This is a genomic window from Janthinobacterium sp. C22 (genome assembly GCF_057919405.1).
This window is the reverse complement of sequence record NZ_CP193659.1, coordinates 2404405-2430106: the sequence shown is the minus strand read 5'-3', so window position 1 is coordinate 2430106 and position 25702 is coordinate 2404405. Positions and strand designations below refer to the sequence as shown.

At 62.0% G+C, this 25702-nt stretch carries 19 protein-coding genes and 3 pseudogenes; 14 read left to right on the top strand and 8 right to left on the bottom strand.

All coding sequences use genetic code 11. The features are described 5' to 3' along the window. Nucleotides 1-523: 523 nt before the first annotated feature. From ACRHIG_RS11195 to ACRHIG_RS11175, 5 genes and pseudogenes are all read right to left on the bottom strand, one after another. A pseudogene (locus ACRHIG_RS11195) lies at nt 524-1596 on the bottom strand (ABC transporter ATP-binding protein). A gap of 33 nt (nt 1597-1629) precedes the next feature. After that, the gene (locus ACRHIG_RS11190; RefSeq protein WP_475415543.1) at nt 1630-3420 is read right to left on the bottom strand and encodes an ABC transporter permease; all 1791 of its coding nucleotides are present in this window, start codon (nt 3418-3420) and stop codon (nt 1630-1632) included. A gap of 81 nt (nt 3421-3501) precedes the next feature. After that, on the bottom strand, nt 3502-4599 hold the full coding sequence (locus ACRHIG_RS11185) for an ABC transporter substrate-binding protein (RefSeq protein WP_489630203.1): 1098 nt from the start codon (nt 4597-4599) through the stop codon (nt 3502-3504). Between the two features lie 43 nt (nt 4600-4642). After that, nucleotides 4643-5638, bottom strand: a complete 996-nt coding sequence (locus ACRHIG_RS11180; RefSeq protein WP_489630202.1) for a Bug family tripartite tricarboxylate transporter substrate binding protein — start codon at nt 5636-5638, stop codon at nt 4643-4645. A gap of 3 nt (nt 5639-5641) precedes the next feature. Further along, nucleotides 5642-6703: a porin gene (locus ACRHIG_RS11175; RefSeq protein WP_489630201.1), complete on the bottom strand. Its 1062-nt coding sequence runs from the start codon at nt 6701-6703 to the stop codon at nt 5642-5644. Between the two features lie 214 nt (nt 6704-6917). On the opposite strand from ACRHIG_RS11175, the gene ACRHIG_RS11170 reads away from it, so the two are divergent. The 3 genes and pseudogenes from ACRHIG_RS11170 (at nt 6918) to ACRHIG_RS11160 (ending at nt 9870) form a co-directional block, all read left to right on the top strand. Beyond that, the gene (locus tag ACRHIG_RS11170; RefSeq protein WP_475415547.1) at nt 6918-7640 is read left to right on the top strand and encodes a response regulator; all 723 of its coding nucleotides are present in this window, start codon (nt 6918-6920) and stop codon (nt 7638-7640) included. Beyond that, nucleotides 7637-9141, top strand: a pseudogene (locus ACRHIG_RS11165) (sensor histidine kinase). The gene ACRHIG_RS11170 and the pseudogene ACRHIG_RS11165 overlap by 4 nt, the downstream one beginning before the upstream one ends. A gap of 168 nt (nt 9142-9309) precedes the next feature. Next, nucleotides 9310-9870, top strand: coding sequence for an outer membrane beta-barrel protein (locus ACRHIG_RS11160; RefSeq protein ID WP_489630200.1), 561 nt, complete (start codon nt 9310-9312; stop codon nt 9868-9870). A gap of 96 nt (nt 9871-9966) precedes the next feature. Here the strand turns inward: ACRHIG_RS11160 and ACRHIG_RS11155 are convergent. After that, nucleotides 9967-11260 (bottom strand): annotated as a pseudogene (locus ACRHIG_RS11155) (IS3 family transposase). A gap of 129 nt (nt 11261-11389) precedes the next feature. Between ACRHIG_RS11155 and ACRHIG_RS11150 the strand changes: the two are divergent. Continuing rightward, nucleotides 11390-11743, top strand: a complete 354-nt coding sequence (locus tag ACRHIG_RS11150; protein ID WP_475415549.1) for a ribonuclease E inhibitor RraB — start codon at nt 11390-11392, stop codon at nt 11741-11743. Between the two features lie 65 nt (nt 11744-11808). On the opposite strand, the gene ACRHIG_RS11145 is transcribed toward ACRHIG_RS11150, so the two are convergent. Further along, nucleotides 11809-13131, bottom strand: coding sequence for a homoserine dehydrogenase (locus ACRHIG_RS11145; RefSeq protein ID WP_489630199.1), 1323 nt, complete (start codon nt 13129-13131; stop codon nt 11809-11811). Nucleotides 13132-13205: 74 nt separating this feature from the next. Further along, entirely contained in the window at nt 13206-14435 is a 1230-nt protein-coding gene (locus ACRHIG_RS11140; RefSeq protein ID WP_034750427.1) for a pyridoxal phosphate-dependent aminotransferase, read from the bottom strand. Nucleotides 14436-14858: 423 nt separating this feature from the next. Here ACRHIG_RS11140 and ACRHIG_RS11135 point away from each other — a divergent pair, with 423 nt between their 5' ends. The 10 genes from ACRHIG_RS11135 (at nt 14859) to ACRHIG_RS11090 (ending at nt 25679) form a co-directional block, all read left to right on the top strand. Further along, a complete protein-coding gene (locus ACRHIG_RS11135) occupies nt 14859-15251 on the top strand; it encodes an Mth938-like domain-containing protein (RefSeq protein WP_489630198.1) in 393 nt (130 codons plus the stop codon). After that, entirely contained in the window at nt 15248-16921 is a 1674-nt protein-coding gene (locus tag ACRHIG_RS11130; protein WP_475415551.1) for a glycosyltransferase family 39 protein, read from the top strand. Before ACRHIG_RS11135 ends, ACRHIG_RS11130 begins: the two co-directional genes overlap by 4 nt. A 204-nt stretch (nt 16922-17125) precedes the next feature. Further along, nucleotides 17126-18262, top strand: coding sequence for a DegT/DnrJ/EryC1/StrS family aminotransferase (locus tag ACRHIG_RS11125; RefSeq protein ID WP_489630197.1), 1137 nt, complete (start codon nt 17126-17128; stop codon nt 18260-18262). A gap of 11 nt (nt 18263-18273) precedes the next feature. Beyond that, on the top strand, nt 18274-19269 hold the full coding sequence (locus ACRHIG_RS11120; protein WP_326456826.1) for a glycosyltransferase: 996 nt from the start codon (nt 18274-18276) through the stop codon (nt 19267-19269). 37 nt (nt 19270-19306) lie between these two features. Next, nucleotides 19307-20185 (top strand): formyltransferase, encoded by an 879-nt coding sequence (locus tag ACRHIG_RS11115; RefSeq protein WP_489630196.1) that lies wholly within the window; start codon nt 19307-19309, stop codon nt 20183-20185. A 21-nt stretch (nt 20186-20206) separates the two neighbouring features. Then, the gene (locus ACRHIG_RS11110) at nt 20207-21259 is read left to right on the top strand and encodes a bifunctional UDP-4-keto-pentose/UDP-xylose synthase (RefSeq protein ID WP_070290550.1); all 1053 of its coding nucleotides are present in this window, start codon (nt 20207-20209) and stop codon (nt 21257-21259) included. Further along, entirely contained in the window at nt 21259-22218 is a 960-nt protein-coding gene (locus ACRHIG_RS11105; RefSeq protein WP_489630195.1) for a polysaccharide deacetylase family protein, read from the top strand. The genes ACRHIG_RS11110 and ACRHIG_RS11105 overlap by 1 nt, the downstream gene beginning before the upstream one ends. A gap of 102 nt (nt 22219-22320) precedes the next feature. After that, nucleotides 22321-22764, top strand: coding sequence for a peroxiredoxin (locus ACRHIG_RS11100; RefSeq protein ID WP_489630791.1), 444 nt, complete (start codon nt 22321-22323; stop codon nt 22762-22764). A 289-nt stretch (nt 22765-23053) separates the two neighbouring features. Then, nucleotides 23054-24865, top strand: coding sequence for a PhoH family protein (locus ACRHIG_RS11095; RefSeq protein ID WP_489630194.1), 1812 nt, complete (start codon nt 23054-23056; stop codon nt 24863-24865). A 151-nt stretch (nt 24866-25016) separates the two neighbouring features. Next, nucleotides 25017-25679, top strand: a complete 663-nt coding sequence (locus tag ACRHIG_RS11090) for a site-2 protease family protein (protein ID WP_489630193.1) — start codon at nt 25017-25019, stop codon at nt 25677-25679. The last annotated feature ends 23 nt before the right edge of the window (nt 25680-25702 follow it).

Here is a 25702-nt window from a genome sequence, read left to right as displayed (position 1 = left end):
GGAAACGGTGTATTTTTATCAATGAGTAAAACAAGCTGCGCATGCCTGCCTTCAGAGCGTTGTTTTTAGATGACACCTGCTGTGTGGCGCAGCAGCGCGGCAAGCGCGGCCATCGGGCATGATTGCCCCGCGCGCCGCCGAGACGGAAAACCCAAAACAACCGCTATCCACATATTGCCAGCACATGGCGACGGCAATGCGCCCGCATGCGTCGGCGGCGATTAAAGCGGCTGCGCAGCAAAGGCAATACAGAGCGATTGCTTTATGCCAGTTCCCGCAGGCAGATTCAACTCCGGCGGCGCTGTTTTGGCAGCATGAGAAAAGAATGGGCCGATCAACCATACTGGCACCGGCATGCGCGCCGCGTGAAGGGCCGTGGCGATGGGCGCGCCCGGAGGCAAGGTCTTGTGGCCGCCAGCACCAACATGAGCATGGTGCCGAGGGCAACGCTGGCGATGCGGCAAGGCGCCGCATGCAGGAAGGGGGCCGAAGCGGGCAGATGACCCCGGCCACCACGGCACCCTTAAAACACCCAGAGTTTATCGGCCGGCATGTGCAGCCAGTACTTGCCCGCTTCGAGCTTGTGGCGCGAATACGCGCGCAGGCTGATGTTCTCGGCGCCGCCGCGCTCGAACAGGCATTCCCAGCGGTCGCCCAGGTACATGCACGTCAGCAGCGGCAACTCGATGGCGTTGTCCACCTGCGTGGCGCTGATCTTCACTTCCTCGACGCGTATCATGGTCGTCACTTGCGTGCCCACGTTGGCGCCGCGCGCCACGCCCTGCATGGAGGCGCCGTCGACCAGCAGGCGCACGGCGCTGCCGTCGCGCTGCACCACCTTGCCGGGCAGGCGGTTGTTGCTGCCCATGAATTCGGCTGTAAACAGGGTGTCCGGCGTTTCATACATGCTTTGCGGCGTGCCCTGCTGCTCGATCTTGCCGTTATTGAGCAACAGGATGCGGTCGGAAATGGCCATCGCCTCGCCCTGGTCATGCGTCACCATCAGCGCGGACAGGCCCAGGCGCACGATCAGTTCACGCAGGAAGGCGCGCGCTTCCTCGCGCAGCTTGGCGTCCAGGTTCGACAGCGGTTCGTCGAGCAGGATCACGGGCGGGTTGTACACCAGCGCGCGGGCGATCGCCACGCGCTGCTGCTGGCCGCCGGACAGCTGGTGCGGATAGCGTTCGCCCAGGTGCCCCAGGCCCAGCTGCGTCAGCACTTCCTTGATGCGCGCGGCGATTTCCGTGCTGATCATCTTGCGCAGTTTGAGGCCGTAGGCGACGTTGTCGAACACGGTCTTGTGCGGCCACAGCGCGTACGACTGGAACACCAGTCCCAGGTTGCGGTGCTCGGCCGGCATCTCGAAGTGCTGCGCGCCGTCGAAGACATTGCGCTCGCCGATCTGGATCGTGCCCGCCTTCGGGCTTTCCAGTCCGGCTACGGCGCGCAGCAAGGTGGTCTTGCCGCTGCCCGAAGGCCCCAGCAGGGCGACCACTTCGCCTTTTTCAGATGCATCGAGACACCCTTCAGGATCTGGTTGGCGGCAGCGCCGGTGCCGTAGTCCAGGTGCAGTTCATTGACGGTCAGTTCATTCATGATGTGGTCTCAGTCTATTCTTAGTTATGCAGCTCAGTTGTGTAACTTCACGCCGAAGCGCAGCGCGATTCCCAGGCCGATGGCCACCAGGGTGATATTGATGAAGGACAGCGCCGCCACCAGGTCGGTCGAGCCGCCCGCCCACAGCGACACCAGCATGGCGCCGATCACTTCCGTGCCCGGCGAGAGCAGGTACACGCCCGTCGAATATTCGCGCTCGAAGATCAGGAACACCATCAGCCAGGCGCCCAGCAAGCCGTACTTGATCAGCGGCAGGGTGACGTCGCGCGTCACCTGGCCGCGGCTGGCGCCGACGGCGCGCGCCGCCTCTTCCAGCTCCGGCCCCACCTGCAGCAGCGCCGTGGAAATGAGGCGCATGCCGTAGGCCATCCACACCACCGAATACGCGAGCCACAGGGCGAAGATCGTCGAGCGCAGTTCGCGCAGCACGGGAATCACGTGGCCGCTCAGCCACAGGGCCACGCCGTTGTCCATGCCTTTCAATATGCCGTCGAGCCAGGCCGGCACGAACAGGAACACCCACAGGAACGACAGGCCGGCCAAGAGGCCCGGCACGGCGCGCGGCACCAGCACGCTGTAATCGAGCAGGCGCGTGATGCCGTCCGCCTTGCGGTGCATGGCCAGCGCGATGAAGCTGTAGCAGCCCACGGCCAGCGCGCCGCCGACGACGCCGATCAGGATGGTGTTGACGATGCCGCGCACCAGCGACGGCTGGTCGAAAATGTCGCGGAAATGCTGCAGGGTCAAGACGTCGGCCAGGTGCACGCCCTCGCCCCAGTACTGCACGAAGGAGCGCAGCACGATACCCGTCAACGGCAGGATGATGGTGAAGATCAGCCAGCCGGCCAGCAAGGCGAACGCCAGCCACTTCCAGCGGCCCAGCGGCATGGCCTTGCTGCGCGCGCCCTTGCCCTTGATCGATACATACTTGTTGGCCGATTTCAGCAGCCAGCGCTGTATCATCACCAGCGGCATGGTCACCATCACCAGGCAGACGGCGACGGCGGCCATCAGGTGGTAGGACGGGGTACCGAGCTTGTTCGTCAGCTTGTACAGATAGGTCGGCAGCACCAGGTGGCCTTCCGGATCACCGAGCACCAGCACCAGGCCGAACACCTCGAAGCCGAGGAAGAACACCAGCACGCCCGCATACGCCAGGGCCGGCATGATCATCGGCAGCGACACATTGAGCATCACCTGCACCGGCGAGGCGCCGGCCACGCGGGCCGCCTCCTCCACGTCCGAACCCAGGCTTTTCAGCGCCGACGAGGCGTACAGGTAGACGTGCGGCACGTGCGTCAGGCCGGCGATGATGACGATGCTGGTGAACGAATAAATATTCCAGGGCACGAAGCCGAGCAGCTCCTTGGCCCAGATCGAATAGAAACCCACGGGGCCCATCGAGACGACGTAGCCAAAGCCCATCACCATCGGCGACACAAAGATCGGCACCAGCAGCATGGGCGCCACCCAGCCGCGGCCCGGCAGGTCCGTGCGCACCATCAGGAAGGCCAGCATGCCGCCCAGCGGCACGGCGATCACCGTCAGGCCGCAGGCGAGCATCAGGCCATTCTTGAAGGCCATGGAGAAATCGGGATCATCGAAGATGAAACGGTAAGAGTCAAAGCCGAATTCGCGCACGGGCATGAAAAACGGCGCGTTCAGAAAGCTCTGGTAAAAAATCAGGAACAGCGGCAGGAAAATGGCGACCAGCGTGATCGCCACGACCACGCCGCGCGGCCAGTTCAGGCGAGACAAGGGAGAGCGCGACCGTGCAGGCAGCGGCAAGATGGCAGTTTGCATGATGAATCCAATGAATGAAGGGTGCAGCATCCGTCCGCGGGCATGTGCCTGCGGACGGCCAGGACGGCCTGGGTACGATTCCTACTTTTTGCCGGCGGTCTCTTTCCACTGCTTCAGGAAGGCCATGCGCTTGGCAGGTCCCAAAAATTGCAGGATGATCGGATGCACGGGAATCGGCTTGACGTTGGCCGCGCCGATTTCCTTGATCAGGTCGGCCGATGTCGTTTCGCCCGTCACGTCGGCGCGGATGGCGAACAGCTTGGCGCCGTTGGCGATGATGGTCTGGCCGCGGTGCGACAGGATGTAGTCGAGCCACAGCTTGCTGGCGTTGACATTCTTCGCATTCTTGTTGATGAACTGCACGCGCGACAGGATCAGGGTGTAATCCTTGGGCAGCACCACGCCGATCGACGGGTCGGTCTTGGCGCGCACCAGGGCGTAGGAACCCAGCACGTTATAGCCGATCAGGTTTTCACCCGACGAAATGCGCTCCATCATGGTGCCCGTCGACGACTGCACGCGCACCTTGGCCACGCCAAACGCATTTTGCAGCGCCAGGAATTGCGGATACTCCTTGGCGTCCTGCGACATGAACATGAAGCCCACGCCCGACTTTTCGATGTCGTAGGTGGTGACCTTGTCCTTGAACTTCGGCGTGGCGATCAGCTTGGCGAAATCGTCATGGTTCTTCGGCACTTCCTTCGGGTCGAGCAGGCGCTTGTTGTAGACGATGGCGGCCGGCTCGAACGTGGTGCCGTAGGCCTGGTCGTCCCACATGGCCCAGCCGGGGATCTTCGCCGCTTCGACCGACTTGTATTTCAGGGCGTAGCCGTCGGAGGCCAGGCGCATCTGCAAGTCCATCGCCGACGACCACATCACGTCGGCCGTATTGCCGCCGGCGGCCACTTCGGAAATGAAGCGGTTGTACACTTCGGTGGAATTCATGTCGTTGTATTCGACCGAGATGCCCGGATACAGCGTGCTGAAATCCTTGATCAGCGGCGCGGCCGCCTTGCTGTCGGTGGCGCTGTAGATCACCACCTTGCCTTCCTTCTTGGCCGCGTCGATGATCTTCTGGTAGTCGGCAGGATAACCTGCCGGCACCTGGGCGAAAGCGGCGCCGGCGGTACCCGCGAAAGCGGCGGCCAGGGCGATGGCGAGAATGGTCTTGGTTTGCATGGTTTGTCTCCGTCTGTGATTGTTGTATGGTTTGCTATTGGTTTCAGCGCATCAGGCCCAGTTCGGCGGCCTGCCTGGAATAGCGCTCGACTGCCTGGTTCACGTACTGCGTCAATTTGTCGCCCGTCAGCGCGAACGGATACATGCCCGCCTGCGTGCGCCACTGGGCAAACTGCGGCGTGGCCATGGCGCGATCAAAACTGGCCACCCAGCGCTGATAATCCGCCTCCGGCACCTGTGGCCCCATCCACACGCCGCGGATGATGGGCCACACCACGTCGATGCCCTGCTCGCGCGCCGTCGGCACGCCCGCCAGCACGCCGGGCAGGCGCTTTTCCGACAGCACGGCCAGCACGCGCGCATGGCTGTCGCCCGCGTTCAGGGTCGCTTCCGACGTGTCGCCCGACATCACCTGCACGTAATCGGCCTGCATCGCCGTGAATATCTCGCCGCCGCCTTCCAGCGCCACGAAGCGCAGCACTTTCGGGTCGATGCCGGCCTGGCGCGCCACCAGCGCCATCTTCAGCCAGTCCTGGCTGCCGATGGTGCCGGACACGCCGATCAGTACCTTGTCGGGGTGGCGCTTGAGCGCGGCGATCAGGGCAGCCAGGGTCTTGTAGGGGGAGTCGCTGCGCACGGCGATCATGCCGTAGTCGGCGCCCAGCGCCGCCACCCAGCGCACGTCGCCCGTCTTGGCGTTGCCGAACTTGCCCTGCGCCAGGTTCAGCAGCGAGCCGCCCGAAAACACCACCAGGGTGTTGGCCTCGGCACGCCGGCGCTGCGAGCCCATCGAGCGCCACGCCACCGCACCGATGCCGCCGGGCAGATAGCTGATGCGCACAGAGGACGCGAACGGCGCCGCCGCCGCCGGATCGGGCTGCAGCAGCCCTTTCTGCGCCAGCTTGCAGGTCAGGTCCATGGCGCCGCCCGGCTTGGACGGCACCACGCAGTCGACTTCAGGCGCGGCGGCTGTTGCCGGCGCGGGCAGCTGCGCGGACAACAGCAGCAGCGGCAGGAACGCGGTGCGCAGCATCGTCATGGCTTAGAAGCGGTGCTGGATGCCGGCGATCAGGCCGCGCTGCGTGTCGCCGAAACCGGCGTCGTCACGCGACAGGCTGACCAACTGGTTGTGCTTGGCCTTGGCGTAGGCGCCGGCCACGTACAGGTCGGTGCGCTTGGACAGGGCATAGCGCACGCGCGCCACGTACATGATCGGATCGGCATCGAGGTTGGCGGCCACGTTTTTCACGTCCTGGTAGTAGATCACGCCCGTCAGGGTGATCACCGGCGTGGTCTTGTAGCTGACGCCGCCCCAGTACAGGGTACCGCGCACGTCGGCCTTGCCGGAGGCAGCCGGATCGAGCTTGTAGTCGCGCGCCGCCGCCTGCACTTTCCAAGGGCCGTCCTCATACATGGCGCCCAGGTGGTACACGCTGGTCTTGTCGCGCGCGCCGCCGGCGATGGCGTTGCCGTTCACCCGCTCATACGTGGCCAGCAGGCTGACAGGACCCGTCTTGTAGGTGACGGCCGTGGACAGCTTGGCGCTGTCCGAGCTGCCCGTCGACTGTTCGCCGAAGCCGTACGATGCGCCGTAGCTGAAGTCGCCCGTCTTGCCCGAGTACTTGACCATGTTGTCGAAGGCCGTCGTCATGCCGTACTTGCTCGGACCCGTCGCGTTGGCCGAGGTGGCCCACGAATAGAAAGGCGCATAGGCCATCGGATCGAACGGCAGCACGAAGTCGTACACGGTGGTAAACGAGCGGCCCAGCACGACGCGGCCAAACGCGCCTTCCAGGCCCACGTTGGCCTGGCGCTTGAACAGCGCGCCGTCGGCCGCGCCCGTATCGACCAGGATGCCGCCTTCCAGATTGAAGACGGCTTTCAGGCCGCCGCCCAGGTCTTCGCTGCCCAGGATGCCCCAGCGCGAGGTGTTCATGCCGCCGGAACTCACCTGCGTCATCGAGCTTTTGTTCGGACCGGCGTTGCTGGTGTTGCTGATGCCGGCGTCCAGGCGGCCGTACAGGGTGACGTTCGACTGGGCGTGGGCGCTGCCGGCAATGGCGAGCAACGCCATGACGGCCAGCGGGAATGCGGATTTCTTCATGTAGAGTGTCTCCCTTAGATATAGTTATTGGTGATATGCCTGATCAACTTCATGAATCAGGATCACACTATATGATCGCGATCCTTTCAATTCGCTTTCAGACTGACAGGTGTCGCCGGACAGCCACAAGGGGAACAGACATATTCATCGCCGCCCCTGTCGGTGCGGCGCCGGCGGGCTTACACTGTATCGTTTCAAACGAATGGCGGAGACCATGCGCATATTATTAGTGGAAGACCATCTGGAGCTGTCGCACTGGCTGGCAAAGGCCCTGCGCGACGCGCACCTGACGGTAGAGACCGCCCACAACGGCGCCGATGCCGACGCCCTGCTGCATACGCAGGAGTATTCGCTGGTGCTGCTCGACCTGACCTTGCCGAAGATGGACGGCCTGGACGTGCTGCGCCGCCTGCGCGCGCGCGGCGGCACGCGCGGCAAGACTCCCGTCATGATACTCACGGCGCGCGGCGGCCTCGATGAAAAAGTGCAGGGCCTGAACCTGGGCGCGGACGACTACATGGCCAAGCCGTTCGAACTGGCCGAACTGGAAGCGCGCGTAAAAGCCCTGCTGCGCCGCAGCCAGGGCAACGAAGCGCTCGTGCACACCTGCGGCGCCCTCAGTTTCGACACCGTCACGCGCATGTTCAGCTATCGCGGAGCGGCGCTGGCGCTGACGCCGCGCGAACACGCCGTGCTCGAAGCGCTGATCACGCGCTCCGGGCGGGCCGTATCGAAGGAAAAGCTGTTCGACGAAGTCTTCGCGCTGGCCGACGACGCCAACCTGGACGCCATCGAACTGTATATCCACCGCGTGCGCAAGAAACTGGAAAGCGGCGTGGAAACCGGTTCGCCCGACGGCGCCGTCATCACCACCCTGCGCGGCATCGGCTACCTGCTGCAGCCGCGCAGCGCGATGGCCCCCGCCGCGTCAAAATGACCGTGCGCGCCCCACGCCCGCCCCTGTTCGAGCGCCTGCGCCGGCGCTGGGCGCAGGGGCGGCCGCTGGGCAGCCTGCGCAGCCAGCTGCTGCGCTGGCTGCTCATCCCGCTGGTGATGCTGGTGCTGCTCGACGCCGTCTTTGTGTACCGCAACGCGCTCGACGCGGCCGACATGGCCTACGACCGCTCCCTGCTGGCGTCGACGCGGGCACTGGCCGAGCGCGTCTCCATCGTCGGCGGCAAGGTGGTGGCCGAAGTGCCCTACGTGGCGCTCGACAGCTTCGAGACCGACACCCTGGGCCGCATCTACTACAAGGTCACGGGCATCAACGGCGAGCTCGTGTCGGGCTACGGCGACTTGCCGCCCGTGCCGAAGAACGTGCCCCGCTCGCAGAATTATCCGGCCCTGGTGCGCTTCTACCATGCCGACTACCACGGCAAGCCGATCCGCATCGCCGCCCTGCTGCAGCCCGTGTATGACGACTCGATGCGCGGCATCGCCCTGATCCAGGTGGCCGAAACGCTGGACGCGCGGCGCGGCCTGTCGAACCAGATCCTGTTCGACACCCTGATCTGGCAGGCGGCGATGGTGCTGGTGATGGGCGCCCTCGTGTGGTTTGCCGTGCGCCTGGTGCTGCGCCCGCTGATGCGCTTGAAAATGGAAGTCGAGACGCGCACCCTGTCCGACCTGTCCGACGTCGATCCCGCGCTGGTGCACAAGGAAATGCGCCCCTGGTGAGCGCCATGAACGGTTCCATGTCGCGCCTGCAGCAGCTGATCGCCAGCCAGCGCCGCTTCATCGCCGACGCCTCGCACCAGCTGCGCACGCCGTTGACGGTGCTGAAAACCCAGGCCGAACTGGCCATGCGCGAATGCGACCGCCAGGCGGGCGCGCCGCAGGACGCCGCCGCCCTGCGCGACATCGTGCGCTCGATCGCCGTCACCACCGATTCGACCGTGCTGCTGGCCAACCGCCTCCTGACCCTGGCGCGCATCGAGCATGGCGGCGACAGCCTGGCCATGGACACGGTCGCGCTGCGCGACGTGGCGCAGCAGGTGGGACTGGAAATGGCCATGGCCGCCGTCGGCAAGCATATCGACCTGTCGCTGGAAGCGCCCGACGAAGCGCCCGTGCATGGCCAGGCCCTGCTGCTGCATGAACTGGTGGCCAACCTGGTCGACAACGCCCTGCGCTACACGCCGCAGGGCGGCAGCGTGATCCTGCGCGTGCGCGCGGCGCAGGCAGCGAACGGACGCGAGCACGGCGCCGTACTGGAAGTGGAAGATAGCGGCAAGGGCATCCCGCCGGCCGAGCGCGAACGCGTGTTGACGCCGTTCTACCGGGTCGGCGCGGCGCTCGAGAGCAACCCGGGCGGCGCCGGCCTGGGCCTGGCCATCGTGCGCGACATCGCCGCCCTGCACGGCGCGCGGCTGGAACTGGCCACGGCGGCGAATGGGCATGGATTGAAGGTCAGCGTGCATTTCGGCGGCGCAGCATGAGATACCAGACAGATATGTCTTCGATATTCAACGTTGCAAAAAAACAACAAGTACATTATTTGTAATATTTTTTAAATAATTGCCTTACATAAACATATTCATCCCTATACAATTCGGCTCCCATTAAGCGGCGAGACAGTCTCCCCGCATTAATTATCTAGGATTAATATGAAAAAGCAATTGTTCGCAGTAGTCGTTGGCGCCGCCCTGGCATTCCCTTTGTTTGCGCAAGCTGAAAACATTTATGTCGGCGCGAATGTCGGCCGTTCGGAATTGAAATTGTCGGGTGACGAAATTTCGGGCAAAGAAAACAAAACCGGTTTTAAAGTCTACGCTGGTTACGACTTCACGCCTAACTTCGGCGCAGAAGCCGGCTACGTCAATTTCGGCAAACTGAAAGAAAGCGAAGGCAAGGAATCGCTGAGCATGGAAACCAGCGCTATCTACGCAGCAGCAACGGGTACGCTGCCACTGAACGAACAGTTCTCGCTGTTTGCAAAAGTTGGCGTTACTCAAAACCACACCAAAGCTAAATTGAACCTGATCGGTTTCAACGCCAGCGAATCGAAAAACAAAACCGCCGCCCTGTTTGGCATCGGCGCTGCTTACAACATCAATAAAAACCTGTCGGCAGTTGCTGAATATGAGAACTTCGGTAAAACGATGAGCCAGGATGGCATGAAACTGAAAGCCGACCTGCTGTCGATCGGCCTGCGCTACAAGTTCTAATTCACGCTCGCGCGAATCAGAATCAAGCCGTTTTTAACGGCTGATAAAAAAACCGGCATACTGAACTGACCCCACATAGTTGGACGGTTTAGTTTGCTAGGTTGCCCAGGGCTGAGTTCTGTATTGCACGGGACTCAGCCCTTTTAGCTTGAGCTTGATGCGGTCGTGATTATAGTAGTGGATGTACTTTTTGATGCCGCGTTGTAGTTCATCGACGCTGCCGAACTTGTTCAGATAGAAGAACTCTGTCTTGAGCACAGCGAAGAAGCATAAGCCGGCATTCGGTATTGCCAGCCTTGATCCGAATGCACGATGGGCCTCTCATCGTGCGTGAGCTTTTTCAAAGCCTTCCTGAGCATGCTGCCAACCAATGCGAACTCTGGATGCCTTGAGGTCTCAAATGCAATGATTTCACCGTTGTACAAATCCATGACCGGCGAGAGGTACAGCTTCTCGCCGCGCACCTTGAACTCCGTCACATCCGTCACCCATTTTTGATTGGCGCCATTGGCTTCGAAGCATCGCTTCAGGATATGCGGCGCTGCTTGTCCGACCTCTCCTTTGTACGACCGATACTTTTTGGGCCGTACCAGCGACTTGAGGCCGAGCTTGCGCATCAGGCTTTGAACGGTCTTGTGGTTGACCTTCTCGCCCAATTGTCTGATGGCCAAAGTGATGCGCCGGTAGCCATACCGCCCCTTGTGGCGAGCATAGATGGCAGCGATCTGCTTCTTCAGTCCTGCATATTTGTCACATGCCTGGGCTGCTTTCTGCTGATAGTAGAAGGTACTGCGTGGTATGCCAGCGAGCTCAAGCAATGCGCTCAACGGGAAATACTGCCTTAGCTCAGTAACTACTTGCGTTTTTTGCGCATTGTCGTACTCTGCCGCTTCTGCGCTTGAGCTAAGGCTTCTAACTTTTTTAGGTAAGCTACCTCCATGCGCAATTGGTTGACCTCAGCGACCAATTCGTCGTGGGTGCGTTCTGCGGGATCCGGAAGGGATTCGGACGGCTCTGTAGGTGGTAGTAAGGGTATTTGCTTGGGCTTTCCACGTGTGCGTGGAATCAGGGCTTCTAGACCACCGCTATGATAGCAGCGCTCCCAATGACTGATGATGCCGCGATTGCGGATATTGAATACGGCAGCGACTTGCCAGCAAGACAAATCAGCGGACCACATATGCTGCAACACAGAGAGCTTGAACTCTGCAGTGTAATGGCTGAACTTTTTTACCAGACCGTCAATGCCATGCGCTGCATGCAATTTAATCCACAATCTCACAGTTGAATGATGAAGATTGTGCTTGTCGGCAATCTGTTTATACCCTACAGAACCGGACAAATATTGCTCGATAATGCTGAGCTTAAATTGCTCACTGTACTTCGACATGAAAAACCCCAAAAGTTGGTGTCCAACTTTTGGGGTTCAGTTCATACAGCCGGTTTTTTTATGGGCGAATGACGTGCAGGCGGCATGGATGCTAAGATCGCGCCCTGATATTTCAAGGAAGGCATCGCCATGATGACCAAAGAAGATGTGACCGAACTGTTTGCCAATATCGCCGAGAACGCGCCCTGGGACCTGTCCCAGCCGCTGCTGTGGGGCTATTACTTCACCAACCCGACCTCCGAACCGCTGGAGCAGGCCGCCACCCTGCTGGCGCTGCAGGGCTACCGCCCCGTGGAACTGTACCAGCCGGAACTCGACGATCCGGCGGCACCGCCCGTGTGGGTGCTGCACGTGGAAAAGGCCGAAGTGCACGGCGTCGACAGCCTGCACGCGCGCAATGGCGAACTGATGGCATTTGCGCAGGACAAGCAACTGGCCAGCTATGACGGCATGGACGTGGGCCCCGTCGGTACGGCGGCGTAATCCGACGACATCACGCATAAAAAAACGGCGCCCGCGGGCGCCGTTCTGCATGGATCGCTGAAAACTCAGCTGAGGTTTTCCAGGCGGATCTTGGTGACCGTGCCCACCACGCTATGCAACGCTTCCATCTTCTCGATGGCGGCCGTGACGTTCTTTTCCTGCGTCTGGTGCGTCAGCATGATGATGTCCGTATGCGTCTCGCCCTCGGCCGGCTCTTTTTGCAGCATGGCGTCGATCGAGATGCCGCGTTCGGCCAGGATGCGCGTCAGGTCGGCCAGCACGCCCGGCTGGTCGGCCACGTGCATGCGCAGGTAGTAGCTGGTGGTGATTTCCGACATCGGCAAGATCGCGATATCGGTCATCGCGTTCGGCTGGAACGCCAGGTGCGGCACGCGGTGTTCCGGATCGGCCGTGGCCAGGCGGGTGATGTCGACCAGGTCGGCGATCACCGACGAAGCGGTCGGCTCGGCGCCCGCGCCGCGGCCCGAGTACAGGCTGGCGCCGACGGCGTCGCCATGCACCAGCACCGCGTTCATGGCGCCTTCCACGTTGGCGATCAGGCGCTTGGCCGGGATCAGGGTCGGATGCACGCGCAGCTCGATGCCTTCCACGCCGTTGACGGTGGCGCGCTTGGTGATGCCCAGCAGCTTGATGCGGTAGCCCAGCTGCTCGGCATAGCGGATGTCGACGGCATTGAGGTTGCTGATGCCTTCCACGTAGGCCTTGTCGAACTGCACCGGGATGCCGAAGGCGATGGCCGACATGATGGTGGCCTTGTGCGCGGCGTCCACGCCTTCGATGTCGAACGTGGGGTCGGCTTCCGCGTAGCCGAGTTCCTGCGCCTGTTTCAGCACGGTGGCGAAATCGAGGCCCTTGTCGCGCATTTCGGACAGGATGAAATTGGTGGTGCCGTTGATGATGCCGGCGATCCATTCGATGCGGTTGGCCGTCAAGCCTTCGCGCAGCGCCTTGATGATGGGGATGCCGCCGGCGACGGCCGCCTCGAAGGCCACCATCACGCCCTTGTCCTGGGCGGCGGCGAAGATTTCGTTGCCGTGCACGGCCAGCAGGGCCTTGTTGGCCGTGACCACGTGCTTGCCGTTGGCGATGGCCTGCATCACCAGGGTTTTCGACAGGTCGTAGCCGCCGATCAGTTCGACGACGATGTCGATCTCGGGATCGTTGACGATCAGGTAGGGATCATTGACGACCTTGCAGCCGCCGGCGACCAGCGCTTCGGCGCGCGCCACGTCGCGCACGGCGACGGCGACGACGTCAATGCCGCGGCCCGCGCGGCGCTTGATTTCTTCCTGGTTGCGTTTCAGGACGCTGAACGTGCCGTAACCGACATTGCCCAGGCCCAGCAGGCCGATCTTGATGGATTTCATAGTTGTGCTTGACTGCTCATAAGTGGCGCCCCCTTGGGCGGCGCCAGGTTGATCGAGATTGCTGCTGCTGGCTTTCAGCCCCGGCCGTGACGCTTGCGATAGCCTTCGAGGAAGCGCGCAATGCGCCCCATGGCCTCGGTCAGGTCATCGGAGTTGGGCAGGAAGACGACGCGGAAATGGTCGGGCGCGATCCAGTTGAAGCCCGTGCCCTGCACGATCAGGACCTTGGCTTCGGCCAGTAATTCATAGGCAAACTGCTGGTCGTCGGCGATCGGGTAGATCTCCGGGTCCAGGCGCGGGAACATGTACAGCGCGGCCTTCGGCTTGACACAGGTGACGCCCGGAATGTCGGTCAGCAGCTTGTGCGCCAGATCGCGCTGTTTCAACAGGCGCCCGCCGGGCCCCACCAGGTCTTGTATGCTCTGGTAGCCGCCAAGTGCCGTCTGGATGGCAAACTGCCCCGGCGCGTTGGCGCATAGCCGCATCGAGGCCAGCATGTTGAGGCCCTCGATGTAATCTTTGGCGTGACGCTTTTCGCCCGAGACCACCATCCAGCCGGAACGGTAGCCGCAGGAGCGGTAATTCTTCGACAGGCCGTTCATGGTAATGAACAGCACGTCGTCGGCCAGCGAGGCGATCGACACGTGCTCGGCTTCGTCGTACAGCACCTTGTCGTAGATCTCGTCGGCGAAAATGATCAATTGATGCTGGCGCGCCAGTTCGACGATCTGCAGCAGCACGGAAACCGGGTACAGCGCGCCGGTGGGATTGTTCGGGTTGATGACGACGATGGCCTTGGTCTGCGGCGTGATCTTGCGGCGCATGTCCTCGATGTCGGGATACCATTCGTTCTGCTCGTCGCACACATAATGCACGGGATTGCCGCCCGACAGGCTGACGGCGGCCGTCCACAGCGGGTAATCGGGCGCCGGCACCAGCACTTCGTCGCCACTGTTGAGCAGGGCGTTCATCGACATGACGATCAGTTCGGAAGCGCCATTGCCCAGGTAAATGTCATCAATGGTCACGCCGGCGATATTCTTGCCTTGCGTGTAGTGCATGACGGCCTTGCGCGGCGCGAACATGCCTTTCGAGTCCGTATAGCCGGCCGCGTTCTGCAGATTGAGCATCATGTCGCGCACGATCTCGTCGGGCGGATCGAAGCCGAATACGGCCAGGTTGCCGATATTGAGCTTGGTGATCTTGTGGCCTTCTTCTTCCATTTGCCTGGATTTTTCCAGGACCGGGCCGCGGATGTCGTAGCAGACGTCCGCCAATTTATTCGATTTCTGAATCGGTCGCAAAATAAATCCCTGTCGTGATGCGGCGCGGAGACTTGAGCTTGCAGCGTGGCCGCCGCGCCAGAACTATGAACCCGTGAAACTGCGATGCGAAAGACTGCAAGGCGAAAACAACCATTCTCGCCGAAAACAGGCCATTTTATCAAATTAAACATGGCGAACTGCAGCATTTGACGCCGATTCTGCCACGCCGGCGCATCGGTAAGCCCATCCGGCGGCCGCCATCTTCATCTTCCCTTAATCTTGCGCCATTACCATGGCGCAGGCAGGCAGCGTCACTGTGGCGCCGAACATTGCAATTTGGAAAGGATGTTGCTTTTCAGTCGCTCTTTTCTGTCATTTATGGCATGCTTACGCCCTTGGCCGCGGCACCCAGTTTGGCCGCGCGCGCACCGATCAACCGACACGACCAGCCCCGATATCGCCATGAAACTCCACGCCAGCAGCACCCAACAATACCAGACTGTCACCGGCTATGACGAAAACGGCGTCGAGATCAATGCCCAGCCCTACAACTACAGCCTGATCGTCATGCCGGAAATGGCGCCACGCGCGTGGGAAGTGGACAGTTTCGAACAATTGAACGAGGCGCATTTCGCGCAGATCCTGGCCGATGCGCCCGACGTGGTCATCCTCGGCACGGGCGAGCGCCAGCGCTTCGTGCACCCGAAGCTGACGGCCGCGCTGACCATGCGCCGCATCGGCGTCGAATGCATGGATAGCCAGGCCGCCTGCCGCACCTACAATATCCTCATGGGCGAAGGCCGCAAGGTCACCCTGGCCCTGATCCTGGCCCCGGCCGCAGGCAAGGCCGCATGAAAATCAATGTCAACGAACTGCACTCGTCGCGGGTGCTGATGTGGTCCCTGCTGGGCATCTTCATCGTCGTCACCCTGTATGCGCTGGGCGTGCGCACCCTGGTGCCGCCCGACGAGGGCCGCTACGCCGAGATGGCGCGCGAAATGTTCGTCACGGGCGACTGGATCACCACGCGCCTGAACGGCATCAAGTACTTTGAAAAGCCGCCGCTGCAAACCTGGATGAATGCGCTGACCTTCGCCGCCTTCGGCCTGGGCGAGTGGCAGGCGCGCCTGTGGACTGGCCTGTGCGGCATCATCGGCGTGTGCATGACGGCCTATGCGGGCAAGAAGGTCTTCGGCCCCCGCGTGGGCCTGTACGCGGGCCTGGTGCTGGCGTCGAGCCTGTTCTGGCTCGCTTCCGGGCAGATCAATTCGCTGGACATGGGCCTGTCGGGCATGATGACGATTACCCTGGGCAGCCTGCTGATCGCCCAGCGCGACGACGCCACGGCGACGGAGCGGCGCAACTGGATGCTGGCCTGCTGGGCCGGCATGGCGCTGGCCGTGCTGGCCAAGGGCCTGATCGGCATCGTGCTGCCGGGCGCCGTGCTGGTGCTGTATTCGCTGTGCGCGCGCGACTGGCGCATCTGGACGCGTTTGCACCTGGTCAAGGGCTTGCTGGTCTTTTTCGCCATCGCCGCGCCCTGGTTCGTGCTGGTGGCCCTGCGCAATCCGGAGCAGCCGCATTTCTTCTTCATCCACGAGCATTTCCAGCGCTTCCTGATGAAGGGGCACAAGCGCGAAGGCGCCTGGTACTATTTCCTCGTGCTGCTCATTCCCGGCATCCTGCCCTGGATAGGCGTGCTGCCGCAAAGCCTGGCCGCCGCCTTCCAGCGCCAGCCGGGCGCCTTCCAGCCGCGCTTGATGCTGCTGGTCTGGGCCGTCTTCATTTTCTTCTTCTTCAGCTATTCGACCTCGAAGCTGCCCGGCTATATCGTGCCGATCTTCCCGGCGCTGGCCTTGCTGGTGGCGCTGTACCTCGAATCGGCATCGCGCCGCCAGCGCCTGTTCGCCGCCGGCCTGCTGTGCGTGCTGGGCGCGGCCATCCTGATCGGCGGGCCGATCGCCTTCGGCAAGGCCAGCGCGCGCGATCCGGCGGCACTGATCGCATTGAAAGGCTACCAGCCATGGCTGATGGCGGCCGGCTTCTTCGCCCTGGCCGGCGGCGCCCTGGCCCTGCTGCATGCGCGCCAGCTGCGCCGCGACATGACCGTGCTGACGATCGCCGGCGCCGGCTTCCTGGCCACGCACTGCATCCTGGCCGGCTCCGAACTGTATGGCCAGAACCGCGCGGGCAGCGACATGCTGCCGCAGATCCAGGCCGAACTGAAGGCCGATACCAAGCTCTATTCGGTCGGCATCTATGAACAGTCGCTGACGTATTACCTGCAGCGGCCCGTGATCCTCGTCGATTACTGGGATGAATTCACGTTTGGCCTGAAACAGCAGCCGGAACTGTCGATCCCGACCATCGAGCCGTTCATCACGCAGTGGACGAACGATGCCAACGCCGGCGTGCACGACATGGCCATTATCAGCCTGAACCGTTACAAGGAATTGCAACAGCGTGGCGTGCCCATGCGCGTCATTGCCGAGGATGCGCGCCGCATGGTCATTGCCAACAAATAGATGGAGAACCGGGGCGCGAAGCAGCACGGATCGCGCCCCCGGCCGGCTTGCCCCGCCCCGCAGCGGCAGGATTTTTCACCGCCGAGGGGCCGCGCCGCCCTATGAACGATATAAAATAGCCATGCCTGCCGGCGGTGTTTGACCGCACCGGCAGCCTCGGCGACACCGACACCCGACACCATACCGACCCAAGAACCGCGCCCCATGACCTCTACCCTGCCCTTTTTGCCTTTTTCCAAACCCACCATCGATGAAGCGACCATCGCCGCCGTCGGCGAGGTGCTGCGCTCGGGCTGGATCACCAGCGGCCCGAAGGTGCAAGCCTTCGAAGCCCAGCTGTCCGAGTATTTCGGCGGGCGTCCCGTGCGCACCTTCAATTCGGGCACGTGCACCATGGAAATCGCGCTGCGCATCGCCGGCATCGGCCCCGGCGACGAAGTCATCACCACGCCCGTGTCGTGGGTCGCGACGGCGAACGTCATCATCGAAGTGGGCGCCACGCCCGTGTTTGCCGATATCGATCCCGTCACGCGGAATATCGACCTCGACAAGCTGGAAGCGGCCATCACCCCGCGGACGAAAGCCATCATCCCCGTCTACCTGTCCGGCTTGCCCGTCGACATGGACCGCCTGTACGCGATTGCCGAGAAGTACAAGCTGCGGGTCGTGGAGGACGCGGCGCAGGCGTTCGGCTCCAGCTGGAAAGGCAAGCGCATCGGCGCGTTCGGCGACTTCGTCTCGTTCAGCTTCCAGGCCAACAAGAACATCACCACGGGCGAAGGCGGCTGCCTCGTCCTGAACAACCTGGAAGAAGCGAAACTGGCCGAGAAATACCGGCTGCAGGGCGTCACGCGCAGCGGCGTGGACGGCATCGACGTCGATGTGCTGGGCGGCAAATACAACATGAGCGACATCATGGCCGCCATCGGCCTGGGCCAGTTCGCCAATATCGACGCCATCACGGCCCACCGCCGCGCGCTGGCGCGCCACTATTTCGCGCAGTTCGGCAGCGACTTCGAAGCGGCCAGCGGCGCCCGGCTGCCCGTGCAGGACTTTGAAAACAGCAACTGGCACTTGTTCCAGATCATCCTGCCCGACAACGGCCCCGGCACGCGCGCCGCGTTCATGCAGGCCATGGCGCAGCAAAACGTGGGAACGGGCTATCATTACGCACCGATCCACCTGTTTACCATGTACCGCGAACGCGGCTTTACTGAGGGCATGTTCCCCGTCTCGGAAAAGATCGGCCGCCTGACCGTGACCTTGCCGATGTTCTACGCCATGACGACACAGGATGTGGAACGCGCCGTCGCCACCGTCAAATCCATTCTCATCAAGTGAGCAGCGCGCCGATGAAACCTGAACTGTCCATTATCATTCCGATCTACAACGAACAGGATGGCCTGGCCAGCCTGTTCGCCCGCCTGTATCCGGCCCTCGACGCCTTGCAGACGAGCTACGAGATCATCTTCATCAATGATGGCAGCCGCGACAATTCGGTGGCCATCCTGGCGGAACAGTTCCGCCAGCGCCCCGACGTCACGCGCGTCGTCTTATTCAATGGCAATTATGGCCAGCACATGGCCATCCTGGCCGGCTTTGAAGCTTCGCGCGGGCAGATCATGGTCACGCTCGACGCCGACCTGCAGAACCCGCCCGAAGAAATCGGCAACCTGGTGGCGAAGATGCGCGAAGGCTACGATTACGTGGGCTCGATCCGGCGCAAGCGGCAAGATTCCGCCTGGCGCACCCTGGCATCGAAGATGATGAACCGCCTGCGCGAGCGCATCACCAACATCAAGATCACGGACCAGGGCAACATGCTGCGCGCGTATGGCCGCAATGTGATCGACCTGGTCAACCAGTGCGCCGAGGTCAACACCTTCGTCCCCGCCCTGGCCTACACGTTTGCCCGCAAGCCGACGGAAATCACCGTCGAACACGAGGAACGGGCCGCCGGCGAGTCGAAATACTCGCTGTACAGCCTGATCCGCCTCAATTTCGACCTGGTCACGGGCTTTTCGCTGATTCCCCTGCAAATCTTTTCGATGCTGGGCATGCTGCTGTCGGTCAGCTCCGCCCTGCTGGTGATCTATTTGCTGGTGCGCCGCTTCCTGCTGGGCGCCGAGGCGCAAGGCGTGTTCACCCTGTTCGCCATCGCCTTCTTCCTGATGGGCGTGATCCTGTTCGGCATCGGCCTGGTGGGCGAATACGTGGGACGCATCTTCCAGCAAGTGCGTGCACGGCCCCGCTACGTGGTGCAAACCATCTTGCAGGACGGCATGACCCAGGCGGAAGCCGAGGCGCCATCGTACGTGCGCCTGGAAAAGCGCCAGGTGGGCCGCTGATGGGCGCCCCCGCGCCGTCGTCTTCGGCTACCACAACGTGGGCGTGCGCTGCATCAAGGTGCTGCTGGCCGGCGGCGTCGATATCGCCCTGGTCGTCACGCACGAAGACAGTCCCACGGAAAACCTGTGGTTCGAATCCGTCGCCAGCCTGTGCCAGGCCGAAGGCATCCCGTACATCACGCCTTCGGACGCGCGCGCGCCCGACCTGCTGGCGCGGGTGCAGGCGGCCAGACCGGACATGCTGTTCAGCTTTTACTACCGCCACATGTTGCCCGCCAGCATTCTGGAAGTCGCGCCCGCCTACAATATGCACGGTTCGCTGCTGCCGCAGTTCCGCGGCCGCGCGCCCGTCAACTGGGCCGTGCTGCATGGCGCCACGGAGACGGGCGCCACCCTGCATGAAATGACGGTCAAGCCGGACGCCGGTGCCATCGTGGCGCAAACGGCCGTGCCCATCCTGCCCGACGACACGGCATTCGAAGTCTTCGGCAAGGTCACCGTGGCGGCGGAACAAACGCTGTGGGGCGTGCTGCCGGCCTTGCTGGACGGCACGGCGCCGCGCCAACTCAACGATTTGCGCCAGGGCGGCTATTTTGGCGGCCGCACGCCGGAAGACGGCCGCATCGACTGGAAGTTACCCGCGCAGCAGGTGTACAACCTGCACCGGGCCGTCGCGCCTCCGTATCCCGGCGCCTTCACCGAAGTCAACAATGTTATTTACACCATCGAAAAAGCCCGTTTGAGCAAGCATTCCGCAGGAAGTTTGCCACCGGGCTTGGCGGTAGTGGATAATTGCATCTTTGGCGTCTGCGGAGACGGCCGCATGCTGGCCATTTCCGCGCTGAGGGCTGCCGGGGAGCCGATTTCGGCTCAGCAATTGCAAGCAAGTCTGACCACCCGCGTCAGCACACACTGATATCACACAAGAGAATCTCACATGAAAAAAGTCCTCATCTTAGGCGTCAACGGCTTCATCGGCCACCACCTGTCCAAGCGCATCCTGGAGACCACCGACTGGCATGTCTACGGCATGGACATGAACACGGACCGCATCACGGAATTGCTGGAAGATGATAACTACAAGTCGCGCATGCACTTCTTCGAAGGCGACATCACGATCAACAAGGAATGGGTCGAGTACCACGTCAAGAAATGCGACGTGATCCTGCCGCTGGTGGCCATCGCCACGCCATCGACCTACGTCAAGCAGCCGCTGCGCGTCTTCGAACTGGACTTCGAAGCCAACCTGCCCATCGTGCGCTCGGCCGCCAAGTACGGCAAGCACCTGGTCTTCCCGTCGACCTCCGAAGTGTACGGCATGTGCCATGACGAGGAATTCGATCCGGAAAACTCGGAACTGATCTGCGGCCCCATCAACAAGCCGCGCTGGATCTATTCGAACGCCAAGCAGCTGATGGACCGCGTGATCTGGGGCTACGGCATGGAAGGCCTGAACTTCACCCTGTTCCGTCCATTCAACTGGATCGGCGCCGGACTCGATTCGATCCACACGCCGAAGGAAGGTTCCTCGCGCGTGGTGACGCAATTCTTCGGCCACATCGTGCGCGGCGAGAACATCTCGCTGGTGGACGGCGGCGCGCAGAAACGCGCGTTCACCTACATCGACGACGGCATCGATGCGCTGATCCGCATCATCGCCAACAAGAACGGCATCGCCAGCGGCAAGATCTACAACATTGGCAATCCGACCAATAACTATTCGATCCGCGACCTGGCCGGCATGATGCTGACGCTGGCCGCCGAATACCCGGAATACGCGGAAGGCGCGAAACACGTGAAAATCGTCGAAACGACCTCGGGCGCCTACTACGGTGCCGGCTACCAGGACGTGCAGAACCGCGTGCCGAAAATCACCAACACCTGCGAAGAGCTGGGCTGGGCGCCGACCACCACCATGGCCGATTCCCTGCGCAATATTTTCGACGCCTACCGCAGCCAGGTAGCCCAAGCCAAAGCCCTGATGGATTAATGTTGAGCAAGCCGTTCCTGACCCTGAAAATCGACGTCGATACCTATCGCGGCACCCGTGAAGGCATGGGCAATCTGGTGCGCATGCTGGCCGCGCACCAGGCCAAGGCCACCTTTCTGTTCTCGCTGGGCCCCGACCACACGGGCTGGGCCCTGCGGCGCGCCTTGAAGCCCGGCTTTTTCAGCAAGGTCTCGCGCACGTCGGTGGTCGAGCACTACGGCTTGAAAACATTGATGTACGGCACCTTGCTGCCGGGACCCGATATCGGCAAGCAGTGCGCGGCGCAATTGCGCGCCGTGCGCGATGCCGGTTTCGAGTGCGGCATCCACACCTGGGATCACACCCTGTGGCAAGACAATGTGGCCAAGCGCAACGCCGCCTGGACCATCAACATGATGCGCAAGGCCGCCAACCGCTACGAGCAGGTGTTCGGTAGCAAGCCGCATACGCACGGCGCGGCCGGCTGGCAAATGAATGTCAGCGCCTTTGTCGAGCACGACACGGCCGGCTACCGCTTTGCCTCCGACGGCCGTGCCATGCTCGACGCGCGCGGCGCCATGGTGCATCCGGGCAATGGCCCGCACCGCGTGCGCAATGGCAACACCATCCTGCAATGCGTGCAATTGCCCACCACCCTGCCCACCCTGGATGAATTGCTGGGCTGCGAAATCGACGGCAAGCTGATCACGACCGGCAATGTTGCCGCGCATATATTGTCGCTGACGGCGGACAATCCCCGCGACCACGTATATACCTTGCACGCGGAACTTGAAGGACAGAAACTCGCCCCCATTTTCGAACAGCTGCTGGCTGGCTGGAAAGCCCAGGGCTACCAGTTTGCAGCGATGGGCGATTATTATGAAAAGATAAAAAATACGGACTTGCCCGTTTGCCCCATCACCTGGGATGAGTTGCCCGGGCGTTCGGGACGCCTGATTGTGCAGGGCAAAGCGGCCTGAATGCTGTATTGTTGCACCTGGATGCGTTGCCAGATTAAAAACCAGCGCTGATGATCACCGTTCAGGAGAGAACCTGTGGCTGATAGCCAATCCCTCGTTAGCATACCCGACTTTAGCGCCGCCATGACCAGCGGCAAGACCTTTCAGTTGCTGGGCCGCCCGGCCAAGGCCACGGTGCTGTTTTTCTATCCGAAGGACAACACCCCTGGTTGCACCACGGAAAACATCGCTTTCCGTGACGCGTATGCGCAATTTGCCGCCGCCGGTGTGGAAATCTACGGCATCAGCCGCGATTCCCTGCGCTCGCACGAAAGCTTCAAAGCCAAGCTGGAGCTGCCGTTCGAGCTCATTTCCGACCCCGACGAAGCCGTTTGCCTGCTGTTTAACGTCATGAAGATGAAACAGATGTACGGCAAGACGGTACGCGGCGTCGAGCGCAGTACGTTTGTGATTGACGCCCAGGGCCGATTGGTGAAAGAATGGAGAGGCGTGAAGGTCGCAACTCACGTGGAAGAAGTGCTGGAATTCGTAGCGCATCTGAATTGATCGTCCATTTTGATCCAATGCGCGTTGTCGGCTTCCAGCGAGCCTGGTTCAACCGCAGTTCAGTTCACGGTACCTATCGCCATTTTGAGTCAACGAAGCGCCTCCATCCACTGCGCCAGGCGGGCCTGCAGCCCGCCGATGGCGTCCATGACCGGCCATGCTGCCGGCCTTCCGGCAGTTACTCGTCCTGTAGCATTGTTGTTCCCCCGCATCCACCCCATGAGAAGTGCCGCCAGAAGCTGGCTGCCCATGGGCGATTCATTCCAGAAATTTTTTGATTGAGATCCTGATGCCACTGCCAAAATTACCGAGCAAGCCAGCCACCATCCTGGCCACCCAAGATTACCCAAGCGCAGGCGCAGCGCGCCCGGCCACCAAAACCCCGGCAGCCAAGAAAGTGGCTGCACCTGTCATTGAAGCGGCGATCGCCGAAGTTGCCAAGCCGGTCCGCAATGCGGCCACGAAGATCAAGCAAGTGGCGGCCCTGATGGTCGCCAAGCCGGTGCCTGCGCCCGCGCCGGTTGCGGCCGCGCCTGCCGTCGTTGCCGCGCCTGGGGCGAAAGCCAAACCGGCGGCAAAAGGCAAGGTCACGCCGATCAAGCCCGTCAAGCAAGCCGAGCAACCGCATCCGGCCAAGCACAAGCCCGTCGAAGTGCAGCTCAAGTCGTCCGCCAGCCGCGCCGCCGACCAGCGCGGCCTGTCGAAACTGTTCGTGCTCGACACCAACGTGCTGATGCACGATCCATCGTCGCTGTTCCGCTTCGAGGAACACGATGTGTACCTGCCGATGATGACCTTGGAAGAGCTGGACAACCACAAAAAGGGCATGACGGAAGTGGCGCGCAATGCGCGCCAGGTGTCGCGCACGCTCGACGCCCTGATCAGCAACACGGATGACGACGCCATCGAGCACGGCATCCTGCTGTCCAAGCTGGGCAACAAGGATGCCAAGGGCCGTCTGTTCTTCCAGACGCGCCTGCAAAGCGCCGACCTGCCGGCAGGCTTGCCAGTGGGCAAGGCCGACAACCAGATCCTGGCCGTCGTGCGCTCGCTCGAGTCGGAACAGGATGGCCGTCCCGTGGTGCTGGTGTCGAAAGACATCAACATGCGCATCAAGGCGCGCGCCCTGGGCTTGCCGGCCGAAGATTACTTCAACGACCATGTGCTGGAAGACACGGACTTGCTGTACTCGGGCATCGTGCAATTGCCGGACGACTTCTGGAACAAGCACGGCAAGGACATGGAATCGTGGCAGGAAAGCAAGAATGGCTACAGCTCCACCTTCTACCGCGTAACGGGCCCGTTCATTCCATCGCTGCTGGTCAACCAGTTCATCTACCTGGAACCGAAAAACGGCGAAACGCCGTTCTACGGCCAGGTGAAGCAGATCAACGGCAAGACGGCCGTACTGCAAACCCTGCGCGACTTCAGCCACACGAAGAACAATGTGTGGGGCGTGACGGCGCGCAACCGCGAGCAGAACTTCGCGTTGAACCTGCTGATGAATCCGGAATGCGATTTCGTCACCCTGCTGGGCCAGGCCGGTACCGGCAAGACCCTGCTGGCCCTGGCCGCCGGCCTGGCGCAAGTGCTGGAAACCAAGCTCTACAATGAGATCATCGTCACCCGCGTGACGGTGCCCGTCGGCGAAGATATCGGTTTCCTGCCGGGCACGGAAGAAGAAAAGATGTCGCCATGGATGGGCGCCTTCGACGACAACCTGGAAGTGCTGAACAAGTCCGACTCCGATGGCGGCGAATGGGGCCGTGCGGCAACGCAAGACCTGATCCGCTCGCGCATCAAGATCAAGTCGCTCAACTTCATGCGCGGCCGCACCTTCGTCAACAAGTTCCTCATCATCGATGAAGCGCAAAACCTGACGCCAAAACAAGTCAAGACCCTCGTCACGCGTGCCGGTCCCGGCACGAAGATCCTGTGTTTGGGCAACATCGCACAGATCGACACGCCGTACCTGACGGAAGGCTCGAGCGGCCTGACCTATGTGGTCGACCGCTTCAAGGGCTGGACCCACAGCGGCCACGTCACCCTGGCCCGCGGCGAGCGCTCGCGCCTGGCCGACCACGCCAGCGAAGTGCTGTAAATCGTAGCGGGCGGCGCCAGCTGCCCCAGTCATACAAAAGCCCCGGCTGCAGCGATGCAGGCGGGGCTTTTTCATGTGCGCATCATTTTCTATGCGTCATGCTTTAATACCGCTCCTTTCCTTCATGACACGCTATCCGATGCCTCCCGCCATGCAATTGCTGCTCTGCCTTATTGTCTTCATGCTCATCCACATTTCCGTCATGGCCATCTGCGCCAGGCTGTTCGGCATCACGGTGCGCAGCATCCGCTACGGCGTGGGCCCCACCCTGCTGACCTGGGGCAAAGTCCACCTCAAGCTGCTGCCGCTGGCCGGCAATCTGGTGCTGAAGGATACGCGCGAGGAAACTTTGTATGACGACGACCCCTGCCTTGACGCCTACAACTTCCAGCCACTGTGGAAGCAGGCGCTGCTGCCATTGAGCGGCGTGGCCGTGCTGCTGGCCTTGGCGCTGGGCATCATGGGAACATCAGGCTGGGAGCGCTTTATCGCCGCCTTCTGGCAAATCGTCGCTGGCGCGCTGGCGCCGTTGTCGACGGCGCAGGAATTGCTGAGTGAAGGGGAAACGTTTGCCCGCACGCACGGCTTTGCGCCGGTGTTCGCCCTGTTCGCATTGAAACTGTGCGCCTTTAATCTGCTGCCGTTCGCCGGCCTGAATGGCGGTCAGGCGCTGCTGGCCATCGCACGCGGCGGCAAGCCGTATGTGGCGTGGGAAGAAACGGCAGCAAAATGGCTGTTGCTGCCGGGGCTGGCGATCATGGTGGCGTGGCTGGCGGCGTTCGGCTGGCACGGCTGGAAAAGCATGGGCGCCTAGGCCCCTGGCGCTATTCTTATTTG